Annotated in this window: 15 protein-coding genes and 1 pseudogene; 11 read left to right on the top strand and 5 right to left on the bottom strand. The window is 69.6% G+C overall.

The annotated features are described in order from the left end of the window. The first annotated feature begins 37 nt into the window (after positions 1-37). The 4 genes from QNJ12_RS07570 to QNJ12_RS07555 are packed head-to-tail and all read left to right on the top strand — an operon-like array spanning position 38 to position 4,794. Complete coding sequence (locus QNJ12_RS07570) at positions 38-1,798, top strand: O-antigen ligase family protein (protein ID WP_300621074.1); 1,761 nt, start codon at positions 38-40, stop codon at positions 1,796-1,798. Position 1,799: 1 nt separating this feature from the next. Next, complete coding sequence (locus QNJ12_RS07565) at positions 1,800-2,777, top strand: hypothetical protein (RefSeq protein WP_300621072.1); 978 nt, start codon at positions 1,800-1,802, stop codon at positions 2,775-2,777. An 11-nt stretch (positions 2,778-2,788) separates the two neighbouring features. Next, on the top strand, positions 2,789-3,946 hold the full coding sequence (locus QNJ12_RS07560) for a glycosyltransferase family 4 protein (RefSeq protein ID WP_300621070.1): 1,158 nt from the start codon (positions 2,789-2,791) through the stop codon (positions 3,944-3,946). Then, positions 3,943-4,794 carry an NAD(P)-dependent oxidoreductase gene (locus tag QNJ12_RS07555; protein ID WP_300621067.1) on the top strand — a complete coding sequence of 284 codons (852 nt, stop codon included), beginning with the start codon at positions 3,943-3,945 and terminating at the stop codon, positions 4,792-4,794. The genes QNJ12_RS07560 and QNJ12_RS07555 overlap by 4 nt, the downstream gene beginning before the upstream one ends. Here QNJ12_RS07555 and QNJ12_RS07550 read toward each other — a convergent pair. After that, positions 4,752-5,867 carry a glycosyltransferase gene (locus QNJ12_RS07550; protein WP_300621064.1) on the bottom strand — a complete coding sequence of 372 codons (1,116 nt, stop codon included), beginning with the start codon at positions 5,865-5,867 and terminating at the stop codon, positions 4,752-4,754. The genes QNJ12_RS07555 and QNJ12_RS07550 overlap by 43 nt on opposite strands. A gap of 10 nt (positions 5,868-5,877) precedes the next feature. Then, on the bottom strand, positions 5,878-7,809 hold the full coding sequence (gene asnB / locus QNJ12_RS07545) for an asparagine synthase (glutamine-hydrolyzing) (RefSeq protein WP_300621061.1): 1,932 nt from the start codon (positions 7,807-7,809) through the stop codon (positions 5,878-5,880). An 85-nt stretch (positions 7,810-7,894) separates the two neighbouring features. On the opposite strand from asnB, the gene QNJ12_RS07540 reads away from it, so the two are divergent. The 3 genes from QNJ12_RS07540 to QNJ12_RS07530 are packed head-to-tail and all read left to right on the top strand — an operon-like array spanning position 7,895 to position 11,265. After that, entirely contained in the window at positions 7,895-9,235 is a 1,341-nt protein-coding gene (locus QNJ12_RS07540) for a lipid II flippase MurJ (RefSeq protein ID WP_300621059.1), read from the top strand. Positions 9,236-9,244: 9 nt separating this feature from the next. After that, a complete protein-coding gene (locus QNJ12_RS07535; protein ID WP_300621056.1) occupies positions 9,245-10,138 on the top strand; it encodes a class I SAM-dependent methyltransferase in 894 nt (297 codons plus the stop codon). Continuing rightward, positions 10,138-11,265: a glycosyltransferase gene (locus tag QNJ12_RS07530; RefSeq protein WP_300621053.1), complete on the top strand. Its 1,128-nt coding sequence runs from the start codon at positions 10,138-10,140 to the stop codon at positions 11,263-11,265. The genes QNJ12_RS07535 and QNJ12_RS07530 overlap by 1 nt, the downstream gene beginning before the upstream one ends. Before the next feature lie 18 nt (positions 11,266-11,283). Here the strand turns inward: QNJ12_RS07530 and QNJ12_RS07525 are convergent, their stop codons facing one another. Then, on the bottom strand, positions 11,284-12,576 hold the full coding sequence (locus tag QNJ12_RS07525) for a nucleotide sugar dehydrogenase (protein ID WP_300621050.1): 1,293 nt from the start codon (positions 12,574-12,576) through the stop codon (positions 11,284-11,286). A gap of 50 nt (positions 12,577-12,626) precedes the next feature. After that, the gene (locus tag QNJ12_RS07520; RefSeq protein ID WP_300621047.1) at positions 12,627-14,444 is read right to left on the bottom strand and encodes a nucleoside-diphosphate sugar epimerase/dehydratase; all 1,818 of its coding nucleotides are present in this window, start codon (positions 14,442-14,444) and stop codon (positions 12,627-12,629) included. A 172-nt stretch (positions 14,445-14,616) separates the two neighbouring features. Here QNJ12_RS07520 and QNJ12_RS07515 point away from each other — a divergent pair, with 172 nt between their 5' ends. The 3 genes and pseudogenes from QNJ12_RS07515 to QNJ12_RS07510 all read left to right on the top strand — a co-directional run bounded on the left by QNJ12_RS07515 (position 14,617) and on the right by QNJ12_RS07510 (position 15,371). Further along, positions 14,617-14,958, top strand: a complete 342-nt coding sequence (locus QNJ12_RS07515) for a type II secretion system protein (protein ID WP_300621044.1) — start codon at positions 14,617-14,619, stop codon at positions 14,956-14,958. Between the two features lie 53 nt (positions 14,959-15,011). Then, a pseudogene (locus QNJ12_RS23710) lies at positions 15,012-15,110 on the top strand (type IV pilin protein); the annotation flags it as partial. A gap of 12 nt (positions 15,111-15,122) precedes the next feature. Continuing rightward, positions 15,123-15,371 (top strand): hypothetical protein, encoded by a 249-nt coding sequence (locus QNJ12_RS07510; protein WP_300621041.1) that lies wholly within the window; start codon positions 15,123-15,125, stop codon positions 15,369-15,371. A gap of 20 nt (positions 15,372-15,391) precedes the next feature. Here the strand turns inward: QNJ12_RS07510 and QNJ12_RS07505 are convergent, their stop codons facing one another. Beyond that, the gene (locus QNJ12_RS07505; protein ID WP_300621038.1) at positions 15,392-16,321 is read right to left on the bottom strand and encodes an NAD-dependent epimerase/dehydratase family protein; all 930 of its coding nucleotides are present in this window, start codon (positions 16,319-16,321) and stop codon (positions 15,392-15,394) included. A gap of 333 nt (positions 16,322-16,654) precedes the next feature. On the opposite strand from QNJ12_RS07505, the gene QNJ12_RS07500 reads away from it, so the two are divergent. Next, positions 16,655-17,011 carry a hypothetical protein gene (locus QNJ12_RS07500; protein ID WP_300621035.1) on the top strand — a complete coding sequence of 119 codons (357 nt, stop codon included), beginning with the start codon at positions 16,655-16,657 and terminating at the stop codon, positions 17,009-17,011. The last annotated feature ends 248 nt before the right edge of the window (positions 17,012-17,259 follow it).

Raw genomic sequence — 17,259 nt, 5'->3', positions numbered from 1 at the left:
CATGACGGGCCCGTCGACGGACGGTACGGTCGCTGCCATGTCCGAGGTCGCGGTCGCCGAGCCGGACCGCGAGAAGGTCGCGCCCACCTCGTTCGCGGCGCGCCACGGTCTGAGCAGCTGGGACCTCACCGCGCTGGTCATCTGCCTCCTCTTGCTGGTGCTGTTCGCTCCCCCGCTGATGTTCGGCGGCTGGACGTTGCGGGCCGCCCTGCTGCTGATGGCGGCCCCGATCGGTCTCGCACTCCTGGTCGCGCGTTGTCGGCGTCGCGATCTGGCCGCGGGCCTCCTCGCAGCGTCGCTCGTCTGGACCGTGATCGTCGCGCTCTCGAGCGGCTCAATGCGGTCCGCGGTGCTCGGCAGCGCCGGCCGGGACCTCAGTGCGTGGACGATCGTCGCCTCGAGCGCGCTGTGGGCCGTGGGCCGACAGCTGTCCGATCGTGGGCGGATCGCGCTGGTGGAGGTGTACGTGTGGGGTGCCTCGGTCGTCGGCCTGGTCGGCGCCGTCCAGGTGCTCGCCGATGTGCGGACCGGGCCGCTCGCGCTCGACAGCGGCCGCCCGAGCGCGTTCCTGACCAATCCCGTCTACTTCGGAGCCGTGTGCGCGTCGGCGCTCATCGCAGCGACCGTTCGATGGTCGCCACGCAGTTGGCGAGTGCAGACCGTCCCCGTGGTCGTTCTGGGCGTCGGCGTGAGCCTGTCGGGGTCGCGGGTCGCGCTGGCCGCCGCCGGTGTCGCCCTCGTCGGTGTGTTGCTCGTGCATCGTTCCCGGGATCGACTCGCCGCCTCCGTCCTCGGCCTCGGGTCGATCGCGGCGGGGGTGCTGCTCGACCGTGCCGTCGGAGCCGGGCGCAACGCCGCCGATCGACTCGCAGAAGGTGCGGGCGGCGGCCGGCTGACGGCATGGGGCTACGGGCTGGAGGCGCTGGGCGATCGGCCGATCCGAGGGTACGGATTCGGCATGTTCCGGCCTGCCGTCCAACACCGGTTCTCAGTCGACTTCGTGCGGGAGCACGCCGCGAATGAGGCGTCGTCACCGTGGTTCGACGCCCACAACGTCGTCATCGGGGTGTTGGTTGCGGTGGGCCTGGTCGGGGCGGTGCTGTTTCTCGCGTGGGTGTCGGCGTGGCTCCCTCGGGTCTCCGGGCCGCTCGCCTGGGCGCTCGTCCCGATCGTGCTGCACTGGATGCTGCAGCCGGTCTCGGTCTACACGCTGCCGCTGGCGATGCTCATGTTCGGGGCGGCCGCCCCTGGCGACGACCGGATCGACCTCCACCTGCGACGCGGCGCCGTCGGGGTGCTCACCGCGGTCGGCGTCGTCCTCGGTCTCACGCTCTTCACCGCCGACGTGCTCCTCAAGCTCGCGGCTGACGACCGGAACAGTGACCGTGCCGAGGTGGCGGCTCTCCTGTACCTCCGCGACCCGATCGTCGACGACCTCGTCGCGCAGATCCACGCCCGCGACGCGAGACTGGCCACCCCCCGAACCGACGAGCTCGAATGGCGGCAGCGAGTGACCGAGGACGAACCCGACCGGCCGTTCTGGTGGTCGCTGCTCGCCCGCCGGCAGATCGATGCCGGACAGCTCGACGAAGCAGCGGTGTCGATCGAGCGGGCGCTGGAGCTGCAACCCAACAACGTCCAGACGTCGAGGGCCGACGCGGTGCTGGCGGTTCGCCTGGGCGACGAGGACCGCCTCACCGCGGCGCTCGAGCAGCTGTGTGCGCTCGGTCAGCCCGAGTGCGAGCTGACCGCGGACGAGCTGCTCAACCCCAGCGACGAGCCTCCCGAGGGGTCCTGACGTGGTGGCCTTCGTCACCGGATTGGGCCTCGCGCTGCTCCTCACGCCGGTGACCCGGTGGTGGCTCGTGCGGATCGAGCTGATCGACCATCCCAACCTGCGTTCGTCGCACTCGACGCCGGTCCCGCGCGGCGGCGGAGCGGCCGTGGCGATCGCCGCATTGGTCGCGCTCGCCGTCAGCGATCGGACGACGCCGTCGCTGGCGATCTCGGTCGGTGCGCTCGTCATGGGAGTGGTCGGCTTGATCGACGACCGGGTATCGCTGGGAACCACGCCTCGCCTGGTCGCCCAATTCGTCGTACCGATCAGCACGATGGTGTGGCTGTTGTCCGGTTCGGACCTGTCGAGTGAATGGCTGGCCGTTCTCGGTGTCGCCGGGATCGTGTGGTGCGCCGGGTACGTCAACGTGTTCAACTTCATGGACGGCATCAACGGCATCTCTGCCGCTCAGGCCACGGGCGCCGGCGTCACGTTGTTGGCGCTCGCCGATCACTTCTCGATCGGGGTCGTCGTCGCTGCAGGGGCGGCCCTCGCCGGCGCCGCGCTCGGCTTCGCTGTGTTCAACCTTCGCGGCTCGATCTTCCTCGGCGACGTGGGTTCCTACTTCGCGGGCTTCTGGCTGGCTGCGACCGCGATCGTCGCGGTGGCGCGCGGTGTTCCGGTCGAGTCCGTGCTCGGTCCGTTCGCGCTCTACCTCGCCGACGCCGCGGTCACGCTGGTTCGCCGCTGGCGCCGCGGCGCACCGGTTCTCGAGGCGCATCGCGAGCACGCCTATCAGCGGCTCCATCAGCTCGGTTGGTCGCACGCGGCCATCTCCGGGATCGTGCTCGGTGTGATCGCGGTCTCGGGGTTGGCGTCCGTTGCTCTGGTGGACGCCGATCGCCCGGTCCGCCTGCTCGGCCTCGCTCTGTGCGTGGGCATGGCGGCGTCCTTCGTCACCCTTCCGGGTGCGCTCTCCCGGCGGCGGGCGTCGGTGTGACGATGTCGGCTGTGGACGGCGCCGCTGGGCGGCTGGCGGGCGTGCGACTGCTGTTCGTCGTCAACGTCGACTGGTTCTTCATCTCGCATCGGCTTCCGCTGCTGCGAGCCGCACGGTCCGAGGGTGCCGAGGTCGCCGTCGCAACGGCCGACACGGGCCGCCTCCACGAGATCGAGGCCGAAGGGGTGACGGTGTACCCGCTGCGCATGTCGCGGGCCGGCCGCAGCCCGGTCGAGCAGGCCCGATCGGTGCTCGAGATCGCCCGCGCGATCCGCGGGTTCCGGCCTGACGTGGTTCACAACGTGACGATCAAGCCGGTCCTGATCGGCACGTTGGTCACCCGCCTGCTTCGCCGCCGCACCCGCATCATCAACGCCATATCGGGTTTCGGCTTCGTGATGGAAGGTGGCGCAGGCGGCGCGGCGCGACGAGTCGTACGGCTCTGCTATCGGCTGCTGTTCCGGTCCGCTCGGGTCACCGTCGTCGTCCAGAACGACGATGCCCGTCGGCTCCTCGTCGAGGAGCGCATCGCCCGGCACGACCGGATCGAGTTGATCGAGGGGTCGGGCGTCGACTGCGACGAGTTCGCCCCGGTCGATGGAGACGATCGGTCCGACACACCCGTCACGATCACCATGGCCGGTCGGATCCTCCGCGACAAGGGCGTGGTCGAATACTGCGAGGCCGTCGCTCGGCTCGCCGACGGCCGGGTCGAGGCGGTGCTCGCCGGCTCGCTGGATCCTGAGGGCAACCCGACCGCGCTGCGCCGCGACGAGCTGGATGCGCTCTGCGAACGCACCGGCGTCCGCTACCTCGGCGACGTCGACGACATGCCGTCCCTGCTCGGCTCGTCGGATGTGTTCGTGCTCCCGAGCCATCACGAGGGCCTACCCAAGGTGCTGATCGAGGCGGCGGCCTCCGGGCTGCCACTGGTTGCGACCGACATCGCCGGCTGCCGACCCGTGGTCCATCCGGACGTCAACGGCGAACTGGTGCCGGTTCGCGACGTCGAGTCGTTGGCTGCGGCCATCGAGCGTCTGGCGGGTGACCCGCAGCGTCGTCGACGCTACGGCGTCGCGAGTCGTCGACTGGCCCTCGAACGCTTCTCGGTGTCCGGCGTCGTCGAACGATTCGTCGAGCTGTACGCAGGCTCTCGAGGAGTCGCGTGAGCGAGGGACGACCGCTGCTCGTGGTCGGCAGCGGCTGGCTGGGGCGTGCGATCGCTGCTGCACTGCCGACGGCCACGCATGTCGCGCAGCGCCAGTTCGACCCGGGCATCGTGCCCGTCGGCGCCGGCATCGTCGTCGCATCGGGTTGGAGCAGCCTGCCGGCCGAGGGCGCCGACGACCGCGTGCGCTCCGAACTCGACGACGTCGAGCGCCTCCTCGATGTCGCCCGGCGGCGAGGTGCGCGCGCGGTCGTCGTCGGGAGCTCCGACGTCTGCGGCCTCGCCGAGGTGATTGATGGCCGGACACCCGTCGACCCGATCACGGCGTACGGCGAGCTCAAGGTGCGGCGCGAACAGCTGGTGGTCGACGCAGCGGCATCGGGCGTCGACGCCGTGTCGGTGCGGCTCGCACCGACACATGGCCCGGGTAAGGCGCAGACCGCCCGGATGCTCTCGCTCGCACGCCGGCGCCTCGTGCCGCTCCCGCACGGCGGGCGCCACTCGGTGGGCTTCGTCGCGCTCGCTGACGCAGTCGGCGCGCTGTGCTCGCTGCTCACCGCCGAGTCGGAGCCGGTCGTGGCGGTCGGCGGCGGAAGGACGATCCTGCGCGAGCTGCTGGCGGCGTTGGCGCGGAGCTCGGGCGTGGGACCTCCACGCTGCGTCACGGTGCCCCTTCCCGATCGCCTCAGCAGGTCGCTGGCGCGATCGAGAGTGGCCCAACTCGCCTGGATCGGTCGCTTCTCGCTGCACCGTGTCGTCGAGATGGACGCTCCGATCACCCCGATGTCGACGACGGAGGCCGCTCGCTACCTCGTCGGCGCGGACGGGGTGACGCCGACGAGCTCGTAGACGGTGTCGGTTCGCTCGACCATCGTGGTCGTGCGGAACAGACGTCGGCACCGGGCGGATCCCTCGGCGGCCAGCGTCGTCCGCAGCGTCGCGTCGCCGGCGACTCGCACCATCGCCGCAGCCAGGGCTTCGGGGTCCTCCGAGCGGACGAGCGTTCCGGCCTCGCCGACGACTTCGCGGGTTCCTCCGACGTCGGTCGCGATGACCGCGCGCCCGGCCGCCATGGCCTCGGCGACGACGTTGGGGAATCCCTCGGTCCGTGATGGCGACACGTAGATGTCGATGGCGGCGTAGAACGCGGCCACGTCGTCGGTCGCGCCCGTCAGGCGAGGTCGTGTGTCGGCCGCGAGGTCGTCGATCAAGGCCTGGAGCTCGTGGTTGGCCGCAGTCATGCCGGGCCCGGCGAGCACGAGCTCGCCGCGGCCGCCCGCGTCGAGGAATCGGCGCCACGCTTCGACCACGACGTCGACGCCCTTGTCGGGGTTCCAGCGGGTGAGACACCCGAACACCGCCACGTTGTCGCGCGACTCGTCAGCACCGCCGGCGACCTGACCCGGCACTGCGAACAAGCCGTCGGGGACCGCGTTGTGCACGACGACCTCGATCGGATGCGCGAACCCCGCACGGCTGTGCTCGCGCCGGGCCGCCCCGGAGCAGTAGATCAATGCGTGGGCGCCGTATCGAGCGAGGGTGCGCACCGTCGCGATGACCGAACGGGTGGCCAGCGACAGTCCCGACGACCGCGGGTTCGTGCGACGGATGGACCAGACGTGCTTGGCCCGACCGAACGGTCGGAGCGGGAGGGCGAGCAGGAACCCGTGGTACATCCAGGCGTGGGCGATGTCGGCCCGCCGGCTCCGCCAGTACGCAGTGAGGAATCGGCGAACTCCGCCCCGCGCGCTGATCACGCGGCAGTCGCCCGCCTCGAGCTCGTTCGACGAGCGGGGGTCGCTGGTCAGCGCGAGGACCTCGACGCGATGGCCGGCGGCCCGCTGGCCGCAGGCGAGGGTGACCAGTTGGTTCTCGGCACCGCCGGGTGCGAGGACCGGGATGATGTGGACGACGTGGGCCATGGTGCGCACGTCAGGATCGACCGTCGTGGAGCCACGACTGGAACATCAGGATCGGCCAGATCTGGGCCTGGAGGTCGACCGTGCCCGACTGATGGGCGTCCCACCGTCGACGAACCTCGACGGCATCGAAGTACCCGTCCGCGCGCAGGACCGAGGCATCGAGCAGCTCGTCGCCCCAGGCCCGCAGTGGGCCCCGCAGCCAGCTGCCCATCGGCACGCCGAAGCCCTGCTTGGGCCGTTCGACGAGCGTGCGTGGGACGTGTCGGCACAGGACCTCGGTGAGGAGCCACTTGCCGACACCGTCTCGCACCCGCAGGCTCGGATCGAGCTGCCATGCGAACTCGAACAGGTCGGGATCGAGGAGCGGGACGCGTGTCTCGAGGCTGACGGCCATCGAGGCCCGGTCGACCTTCGTGAGGATGTCGCTCGGGAGGTAGTGGAGCGTGTCGTGCAGCATCCCGGTCTGCGTCGCGTCGAGGCCGGCGAGCGATGCGCGGCGACGTGACGGCACGCGCTGTGCACCCAGGACGACGTGAGCGGGATCGAGGTCGACGGTGACCAGCGCCTCGTAGCGGTTCCATGCGTCCGATGCGGCGAGCAGTCGTGAAAGCCGGTTGAGTCGATGCCCGGGTCGGCGCCTGAGTGGCTGCGGCAGCATCCTGCCGAGCCGAGTTGCGCCGAGCCGGTCGATCGCCCGGTCGGGCAGCGCGCCGGAGAGCGCCGCCAACCCGCGACGGACCGACGGGTGCATTCGCTGCATCCGCTGGAGGCGCTCGAAGTACCGATATCGCTCGTAGCCGCCGAACAGCTCGTCGCCGCCGTCACCGGACAGCGCGACCTTGACGTGCCGGGCGGCGAACTCGCTGACGATGAACGTCGGGATCTGGGACGAATCGGCGAAGGGTTCGTCGTAGATGCGCGACAGCCGCGGCACGACGGCCCTGGCCTCCGAGCCGCTGACCATCAGTTCGTGATGATCGGTCGCGAGGTGCTCGGCGATCTTCCGGGCGTGTGGCGATTCGTCGTAGCCCTCGTCGGGAAAGCCCACCGTGAACGTCGTCGGCGTGGGGCCGGCTGCGCTCATCATCGCGACGACGAGCGAGGAGTCGATGCCGCCCGAGAGAAACGCACCGAGCGGCACGTCGGACACGAGCCGGCTCCGGACCACCGATCGCAGGAGCGAATCGAGCTGGTCGGCCGCATCGTCGGGATCGTGGTACGCGGCGCGCTGCTCAGCCGCGACCTGTTCGGGGCGCCAGTACCGATGCTCGGTCGGGGCGTTGCCGTCGGCCCGGAACCGCAGGAGCGTTCCGGGCTCGAGCTTCGCGACATCGTCGTAGATCGTGCGTGGCGCACCGATCGCGTAGGTGGCCACGAGGTCGGCCACCGCCTCCGTCGAGATGGCCGAACCGAATCCGGGCGACTCGACGATCGGGCGCAACTCGGACGAGAACAGCAGCTCACCTGGCGATGTCGTGTAGTAGAGCGGCTTCTCGCCGAAACGGTCCCGGGCGAGCCACAGCTCGTTTCGCTCGCCGTCCCACACGGCGAACGCGAACATGCCGTTGAGTCGCGGTACCGCGTCCTCGACGCCCCACGCGGCGATGCACTCGACGAGCACCTCGGTGTCGGAGTGGCCCCGATACGGCGCGGCTCGAGGGCCGAGCTGCCGCCGCAGGTCGTCGGTGTTGTAGAGCTCGCCGTTGTAGACGATCGTCCATCGCCTGTCGTGGGAGCGCATGGGTTGCCGACCCGAGTCGGACAGGTCGACGATGGCCAGGCGACGATGACCGAGACCGACGATGGCGTCGTCGTGCACCCAGGCCTGATCGTCGTCCGGGCCGCGGTGTGCGATCAGTCGGTTCATCGCGAAAAGGCGGTGCTCGAGTTCGTCGCGACCGACTCGCCGACCGCGCGTGAGGATGCCATTGATGCCGCACACTGTGGATCGTTGCGCAGCGTACGGGGCCCGCGATCCGTCTCCACGGATCCGCTCGAGCTCGAGCCGTGGTGCCTACTGTGAGTTGGTGCGAGAAGCCAACTCTCCGGTCGGCTCGCTGCCGGCGCTCGGTCGGGCCTCACTCACGGTCGCGTCCGCCTCGGGCCTCGTTGGTGTCGCTGCCGTCTTGCGCGACGTGGTGATCGGTCGACGCCTCGGACTCGGTGCCTCCCTCGACGGTTGGTCGCTCGCGCTCGCAGTGCTCGTCCTGGTGACGTCGACATTCGTGAGCGCAGTGAGCGCGGCGCTCGTGCCGGCCATGAGCCGCGCGGCCGGCGAGAGCGGGAGCCGAGACGGTTCGAGCCGCCGGCTGGCGTCCGAGGCCCTGGTCATCGCAGCCATCGCCTGCCTGGTCGTCGCCGCCGCGGCGTGGGTGACCGCACCGGCGCTCGCGGATCTCATGAGCGACGACGCCGACACACGGGTCGTCACGAGCGACACGCTGCGACGCCTCTCGGTGCTGGCGATCGGCTCGCTCCTGCTCCGAGGAACGTCGTCGGCACTGCTGCACGCGAGGCACCGATTCGCGCTCGTCGCACTCCTCCCGCTGCTGTCGGCGAGCCTCGTCGCCGGCTACGCAGCGGTGCGCACCGACGTTGCGCCCGTCGGTCTCGCGACAATTCACGGCCTCGGTGTCGCCGTGGAGGCACTCGTCCTGCTGCTCGCCGTCCGCGTCATGATCGGCCTGACCCGTCCGAGTCTGGGCGGCGTCGTCCGCACGTTCCGCGCGATGTCGCGCCCGTTCCTCCTGGCCGCGTTGGCGGCGCTGGTCTTCGGCATCAACCCCGTCGTCGACCTGTGGTTCGCCGGCTGGATCGACGAGGGCGAGGTGGGTCGTCTCGCGCTCGCGGCCCGCATCCCGCTCGCTGGTGGGGGTCTGGTTGCCGCCGCGATCGCGACGCCTGCGTTCCCCCGGTTCGCTGACGCCGCAGGCGACGTCGCATCCGATCGCTTCTCGGCAACGGTCCGTTCGGTGCTGCGTCCGACCTTCAAGATCGCGATCGGCCTCGCTCTCGGCATCGCGCTCGTGAGCCTGCCGCTCGCGATGGTCTTGTTCGCTGGCAGCGAGCTCGACGCGTCCGCAGCGCGCTCGGTCGGGCTCCTGCAGGTCACGTACTCGTTCACGATCGTCCCCTATGTCCTCGGAGCGGTCACGGCTCGTGCGCTGCACGCGCTCGACCAGCAGCAGCTCGTGCTGCGATTCGGGATCGCCGGGTGCGTCGCCAACATCGCGCTCGATGCCGTGCTCGCACCGCTCCTCGGTCTCCACGGCATCGCGGCGGCGACGGCGCTGGTCTACGCGGCCACGTTCTCGCTGATGTGGCGAAGCCTCCGCGATGGTGGCTCGGCCGCGCGTGCGCGCACGTAGGATCGCTGCGTGGACCCGACATGTGTGCTCTGTGACCGGCCGGGGCCGGCATCGATCGGCAAGCTGGCCGTCGACGTCGTGATCGATCAGCTCGAGCGTCAGACGGGGTCGTCGCTCCCGAGGTCGCGCGAGCGGTACGGCCACCTCGAGGTCTCGCTCCTCGACTGCTCGGAGTGTCATCTGCAGTTCTTCCACCCGCCCGTGGTCGGCGACGCGACGTTCTACGAGGAACTCGCCGAGGTCAGCGCGTATTACGAACCACTGCGGTGGGACCAGGACGTCGCGACCGACCTCGTGACGCCCGGCGCCGTCGTCATCGACGTCGGTTCGGGCAGCGGCAGCTTCGTCGAGACGGCCGCCGGTGCGGGGGCCCGAGCGATCGGTGTCGACTTCTCGGCGGGCGCTCGATCGATCGCCGGAGCCGACAACCCGACGTTCGTGCAGGCTCGACTCGAAGACCTCCGCGATCTCGACCTGCCCCGAGCCGACATCGTCACGGCGTTCCAGGTGCTCGAGCACGTCGAGGATCCCCGCGGTCTCGTCGGCTCGATGGCGGCCCTCGTCGTCGACGGCGGTCGTGTGGTGGTGTCGGTGCCCAACCGTGAGCGATTCGCCGTCGACCCGATGCAGGCCCTCGACTGTCCGCCCCATCATCAGACGCGGTGGGGCGAGTCGCAGCTCCGTCGGTTGGCGAGCGAGGTCGCCATGGTCGTCGAGTCGATCCACGTGCAGCGGGTCATCAACCCGGCGCGACTCGCGTTGCGAATGGTCCGCCGGGCCCGTACGACCAAGCCCGCCGACTGGAGCCTCCCTCCGGCGGCCGGCGCCCGGCCGCTCACCCGCATCGTGAACGGCACGAACCTGGTCGCGGTCTTCGGCACGTCACCGCAGACCGCCCGCTGATGCGGGTCCTCTTCGTCGCCAGCGCGCTCCGCCGTGGGGGCGCAGAGCGGCAGCTGGTCGTGCTGGCGTCCGAGCTGAGACGTCGTGGACACGATGTCCGGATTGCGTGCCTGCGCGGCCCCGGGCCGCTCGACGAGGTCGCGGGGTCGGCCGGGGTCGACGTCGTCCACGTCAGCGACGGGTCGCGGGCCGGCTGGGCCCGGGCTCGGGTGAGGCTGGTCCGGCTGATCAGGCGATGGCGACCCGATGTCGTCCACCCGTACCTGACGGCGCCGTGTGTGACGGTGACCCTCCTGCGACCACTCCTCGGCGGCGCGACGATTGTGTGGGGGATCCGCTCGTCAGAGGTTCGTGGAGCTCTGTACGGCCCCAAGGCGCGCCTGGTGCTGCGACTCGCGGTCCTGCTGAGCCGGTACGCCGATCACGTCATCCTCAACAGCGAATGCGGTCGCCGTTCACACCTCGAGGCCGGCTACCCGGCCGAGCGGATGACGGTGATCCCGAACGGCATCGACACCGATCGGTTCCGTCCCGACACGAGCATGCGCACCACGAGCAGGCAGCTCATGGGGGTCACCGACGAGCACTTCGTCGTGGGGATGGTCGGACGAGCCGATCCGGTGAAGGGCCACGACGTGTTCGTGCGTGCCGTGGCGATCGCGTGCGAGACGCTCGACGACGTCGCCGCACGAGTCGTGGGCGCCGTCGAGCCGGATCGCCGTGTCGCGCTCGAGGCAGCCGTTGCGGACTCGTCCGTGGCTGGACGCCTGCGCTTCGTCGAGCCGACCGATGCGCCCGAGATGTTCTACAACGGCTTCGACGTGCTCGTGTTCCCGTCGTTCGAGGGCGAAGGGTTCCCGAACGTCGTCGCGGAAGGCCTGGCGACGGGCCTGCGCGTGGTCGCGACCGACGTGGGCGACGTCGCTGCGATGATGGGCTCCCTGGGCGCCGTGGTCCCGGCGGGCGATGCCGACCGCCTCGCCCAGGCCGTCGTCGACGCGGCGCGCGATCCGCACGATCCGGCCGCTGCGCGGCGACGAGTGCTCGAGCACTACTCGATCGACCAGCTCGGTTCCCGTACCGAAGCCCTGCTGCTCACGTTCTGCACCCGCACCGGCGATCGGTGAGGTCGACCGCGTCAGCGGTCAGAGGATCTCCCCCTCGAAGTCGTGTCCCCGGAGCAGGTTCTTGGTGTCCAGCACCAGGGCGGCGTGCCGCGCGATCGTCGAGGGTTCGAAGTCGTCGTGGTCGACGAGCACGACGACCACGTCGGCGTCCGAGAGCTCCTGCTCGTTGAAGTCCACCAGCGGGAATTCGAGCGGCCCGACATTGACATCGGCGATGTACGGGTCGCAGAACCGGATCTCGGCGCCACTGCCCGCGAGGCGATCCGCAACGTGGACCGAGGGGCTCTCGCGCCAATCGCTCGTCCCCTTCTTGTAGGCGAGCCCGAGCAGGAGGACGCGACTCCCGTTGACCGCCTTGCGGTCTCGGTTGAGCAGGGCGGCGACCCGTTCGTGCACATAGTCAGGCATGTGTTCGTTGATGTCGTTGGCGAGCTCGACGAACCGGAACGTGTGCCCGAGGTGGTTCTTGACGCGCCAGGCCAGGTAGCTCGGATCGATGGGGAGGCAGTGGCCGCCGACGCCCGGGCCGGGCGTGAACTTCATGTACCCGAACGGCTTCGTGTCGGCAGCCTCTATCGCGCGCCACACGTCGACATCGAGATCGCGAGCGAACATCGCCAGTTCGTTGACGAGGGCGATGTTGACATGGCGGAACGTGTTCTCGAGCAGCTTGACGAGCTCGGCCTCGGCACACGACCCGACGGGGACGGTGCTGTCGACGAGTGCGGAGAAGAACGCGTCGACTGCGGCGAGCGACGCCTCGCCGGCACCGCTGACGACCTTGGGCGTGTTGACCAACCCGAACGTGGCGTTGCCCGGGTCGATCCGCTCGGGCGAGTAGCCGAGTCCGAACTGCCCGACGGCGAGGCCTGAGCCGTTCTCCAGGATCGGACCGAGCAGCTCGGTCGTCGTGCCGGGATAGGTCGTGCTCTCCAGGATCACACAGGCGTCCGGACGCAGATGACGAGCGAGGTCGCCGCCGGCCTGCTCGATGTAGGAGAGATCGGGCATACCTTCACGAAGCGGCGTCGGCACGCTCACCACGGCGATGTCGAAGTCGGCGAGGGCGCCGGCATCCGTGGTCGGGACGTAGCCACGGTCGAGCGCAGCGGACAACTCCGCGTCCGAGATGTCACCGACATAGCTCTCGCCCGCGAGCAGCGACTTGACGCGGTCCTCGGATGCCTCGAAGCCGACGACGTCGAAGCCCACTTCGACGGCGCGCATGGCGACCGGCAGGCCGACGTAGCCCTGGCCGACGACGACCACCTTCGCGGTTCGGTCCTCGATCTTCCGAATCAGTGTTTCCACGGGTCAACCTCTGTCTTGGTGGGTGCTCGGGGTGTGCTCGTGTGAACGACTCACCGAGCGGCGCTTGGGACGGTGTTGTCCCGGAGGGCTTCCACGAGTGCCGTCGGCTCCAGTGCTCCGAGATCGATGATCGAGTCGAAGGCAGTGGGCACCGCCTGGACGTGCGTGATCAGCGGATGGAACGGCCGACCGCCGTCCTCGTCGAGCGCAACGAGGTCCTCGTGCAGCTTCTCGCCGGGTCGGAGACCGGTGAAGACGATGTCGAGCGGCGGGTGCTGCTGCTCGGCGAACCGTCGCGCGACGTCGGCGATCCTGACCGGTTCGCCCATGTCGAGCACGAGGACCTCTCCGTCCCGACCGATCGCGCCGGCGTTGATCACCAGCAGCGACGCCTCCTCGACGAGCATGAAGTAGCGAGTGATGTCGGGGTGGGTGACGGTGATCGGTCCGCCCTGCTTGGCTTGCTCGCGGAACGCCGGGAGCACCGAGCCACGTGATCCGAGCACGTTGCCGAAGCGGACGGAGACGTACGTCCCGCTGGCGGTGAGGCCCTTGTGCGCCGTGAGGCGCTCGGTCAGCAGCTTCGTGTAGCCGAGCACGCTCGTGGGATTGGCGGCCTTGTCGGTACTGACGTTGACGAAATGGTCGACGCCGATTCGTTCGGCGGCATCGAGCAGGTTCTGTGTGCCGGCGACGTTGGTCTTCCAGCCCTCCTTCGGCGCCGATTCGAGCAGCGGGAGATGCTTGAGCGCTGCGGCGTGGAACACGACGTCGGGTCGGAGCTCGTCGAACACTTCGAAGATCCGGTCTCGGTCGCGTATGTCGGCGAGCACGAGATCGTCGCCGTCGAGCAGCGCCCGCCCATGGATCGAGAGCTGGACAGCGTGCAGTCCGCTCTCATCGCGGTCGAGCTTGAGGAGCGCTGCCGGCTCGAAGCGCGCCAACTGACGGCACAGCTCGCTGCCGATCGAACCGCCTGCACCCGTGACCAGGACGCGCCGTCCGGTGACGTATTGGGCCACGGCGTCGGCGTCGATGTCGGCGGGTCGGCGACCCAAGAGGTCGGCTTCGGACACGGGGCGGATGTCTCCGACGCCGAGCTCGCCGAACATCTCGTCGACCGCCGGCACGACGAGCAGCCGCAGCCCCGCATTGCTGGCGATCGTGTCGACGTCACGGACGAGCTCGCTCGTGGCGCTCGGCACGGCGAGCAGCACGTCGCGCGCTCCGTACCGGGCGGCGATCTCGCGCATCTGACTGACGGGGCCCTGGACGCGGACACCCGAGATGGACAGTCGGCGCCGGTTCGCGTCGTCGTCGAGCAGCGCGACGGGCTGGTACTGGCTGGAAGGGTCGGAGAGCAGGGCCCGGATGATCTGCTCGCCGCCCTCGCCGGCGCCGACGATCACGAGCGGTTCGGCGTCCTGGAGTTCGTTGCGGGTCTTCTTCTGCCGGTACAGGCGCCAGATCGAGCGAACGGCGACGGTGCCTGCGATCGCAACGGCAGCGGTGAGCGCAGGCACCGACCGGGGTGCACCGTCCATGAACCAAGCGACGTGCACGATCGACATCGCGAAGCCGGTCAACACCACCGTCGCCGCCAGCGCGGCGACCTCGTCGAAGCTGCCGTAGCGCCAGCGGCGGGTGTACAGCCCGGTGGCGACACCGAAGATGCCCTGGCCGACCACGGCGACCGCCCACGACCTGGTGGTCGCGTCGAGCTCGAGCTCGCCGAGCGTGAAGTCGTAGCGGCTGAACGTGGTCAGCGGCAGCGCAACCAACCACACCATGCAGTCGACGAGGTAGTGGATGACGGGGAGTCGGCGCCGGAGCACGTCGAGGCTCCTCTGCACGAAGGTTGCGTTCAAACCGGCTCCTGTGTTGGGTTGCGGGTGGTCAGCGTACTCCCGGGTGGGTGACCGAACCCGGTGGTCCTGTATCGGCCGATCTTGCCGAACCCTTGATGACGAATTGGCCGTGTTCGCCCTGTGGATACGTTAACGTCTCTTGACGCGTACTTTGCATTGGCGGGAGGGCTGCGTGACCACATCAGAACGCTCGGCAGACCGCGACGGGTTCTCCCTGATCGAGTTGCTCGTCGTCGTCGTCATCCTCGGGATCCTGGCGACCGTGGTCGTCTTCTCGGTCCGCGGCATCACGGACAACGGTCAGGCCACGAGCTGCGAGACGGACGCCCGCGTCCTGGCGACCGCCGTCGAGTCCTACCTGGGACAGGGGACCACCTCGGTGATCCCCGCGACGCTGCCGCTCGACGGTCAGCACTACGAGCGAACGCTCGAGCAGGCGCAGCTGATCCGTCGGCTCTCCGAGTACTGGGACGTCGCTGCCGAGGGCTATCTCATCCCCGTGTCACCTTGTTGAAGTTTCTGCCGAACTTCGCTCAAGCCGATGTGAATTGTGGCCGATACACAGTTATGGCGCACGTTCGTGGAAGGCGGGGAGACACCGACCGGGGGTTCACCCTCATCGAGCTCCTGATCGTCGTGGTCGTCCTCGGCATCCTCGCGACCGTGGCCGTGGCCAGCGTGTCCGGCATCGTCGACCGCGGTGAGAACGCCACCTGCGAGGGCGATGCCAAGACGCTGTCGGTCGCGGCAGAGTCGTATTTCGCGCAGGCCGGAGGGTCGTCGATTCCGGCAACCGGCGTCGACGACGATCGTTTCGAGCGGACGCTCATGAACCAGGGCTTGCTTCGTGAGCCGTCGGGACTCTACGACATGAACGCCGACGGCGAGGTCGTGCTCGTGGCCACCTCGCGCTGTCAGACCATCTGATCCGGTCGACCGCCGGGTGGTCAGCCGCTCCAGCTCCGGAGCCAGCGGATCGTCGCCTCGAGGCCCTCGTCGAGCGGCACGGCCCGGACATCGGGGAACAGCGACCGCAACGAGTGATTGTCGGCTTGGCTGTGCCTCACGTCTCCCGCCCTGGGTTCGACGTGATCGACGGCGACGCGATGTCCCAGCAGCTCCTCGAGCAGCGCGATGACCTCGAGCAGCGTGGTCCGGGTGCCGAACGCGAGGTTGACGGGTTGGTCGTGCGTCACCCGTCGCCGCACCGCATCGAGGATCACCTCGGTCACGGTGCCGACGTACGTGAAGTCCCGCGACTGGAGTCCGTCGCCATGGACCGTCAGCGGTTCGCCTGCCAGCGCCGCCGCGACGAACGCCGGCACCACCGCGGCGTATGCGTGGCCGGGCGCCTGGCGTGGGCCGAACACGTTGAAGAAGCGGAAGGGCAGCGTCGGCAATCCGTAGCTGTGCTGCCACGCCAGGGTGTACTGCTCGGTCGCCAACTTGCTGGCGGCATACGGGCTCACCGGCATCGGCATCATGCCCTCGTGCTTCGGGAGCTCGGGGTTGGCGCCGTACACCGACGACGACGATGCCACGATCACGAGCGGGTTGCGTCCGTTCGCCCTGGCGGCCTCGAGCACTCGCATCGTGCCCGTCGCGTTGGCCTCGTGGCTGGCGACCGGATCGACGATCGAGCGCGGCACCGAGGGCCGGGCCGCGAGGTGGACGACCGCGTCGACGCCGTCCATCGCCGCGCGGAGGGCGTCGTGATCGAGGATCGAGCCCTGCACCAGTTCGACGTCGATGCCGTCGAGGTTGTCGAGGCTGCCCGTCGACAGGTCGTCGATGCCGACGGCCTCGCCCTCTCGCGCCCAGCGCTCGACGACGTGGGAACCGATGAAGCCGGCCGCGCCGGTGACGAGCAGTCGCATCGAGAGGACACTACGGCATGTGATGCTGCAGCGAGCGTTTCGAAAGTCCTGATTCGCTCTTGCCAGGACCCTGACGTTACTGTAAGGTACTTGACGTTCCCCTAACGTCTTTGGCGGGAAGGCGTCGGGAGAGCGGGCGGATGAGACACGGCGGCGACGGAGTGCCGAGGCTTCGGCCGAGGCACTCGTCGTCGTGTCACTGCCGTTCGTTGCCCGGCCCGGTGGAAAATCTGTCAAGTGCAGGCGGTTTCGTGCCGATCTACGAGGTGGATCAGTGCCGGCGCCGGCGCCGGCCACCGGTCAGCACCCGGTTCGGACCACATGGGGGCCTCGATGCCACGACACAAATCGACCACGACACCAGAGAACCCGACGAGCGTGATCGGCCTCGACGCCGGTCGGAAGGTCGCTGCGAGGCAGGCTCGTCGCAAGCGGGTCAAGGACCGGATCGCACTCCTGGTGGTGGCGACGTTCGCTGTCGGTGTGCTCGGGGGAGCGGCCTACGTCGGCTACACGATCTACGACGAGCAGCAGGACAAGGACGCGATCGAGCGCGAGCAACGGCAGGCCGAGCTCGAGCGCGAGGGCACCGGCGATGACCTGCGGGACGCGATCGACGAGCTCGAGGAGAGCCCTGCCTGGAACGGGCCGGGGAACCCGACCTTCGGCGTCGGCGACGAACAGCCCTGAACCGCTGACGACGATGCCCGACGCGGCGGCGCCCGTGCAGCGGCACCCGACATGAGACACTGGTGGTGACGTGACCACACCCGACGACGAGCCATCCGACGGTCCGGTCCTGCCTCCGGCCGACCCTCGCGTCGCACCGACCACGCCACCGGCGCTCGCCGATCCGAGCCTGCCGACCCCGAGCCCGCCCGACCCGAGCCCGGCCGCCGACGCGGGCCCGCCCGACCCGGGCCTGCCGACCCCGAACC

Origin of the sequence: Ilumatobacter sp. (genome assembly GCF_030065885.1) — a bacterium.
In the GTDB taxonomy this organism is placed as follows: domain Bacteria; phylum Actinomycetota; class Acidimicrobiia; order Acidimicrobiales; family Ilumatobacteraceae; genus Ilumatobacter.
This window is presented reverse-complemented; position numbering and strand designations above follow the sequence as displayed.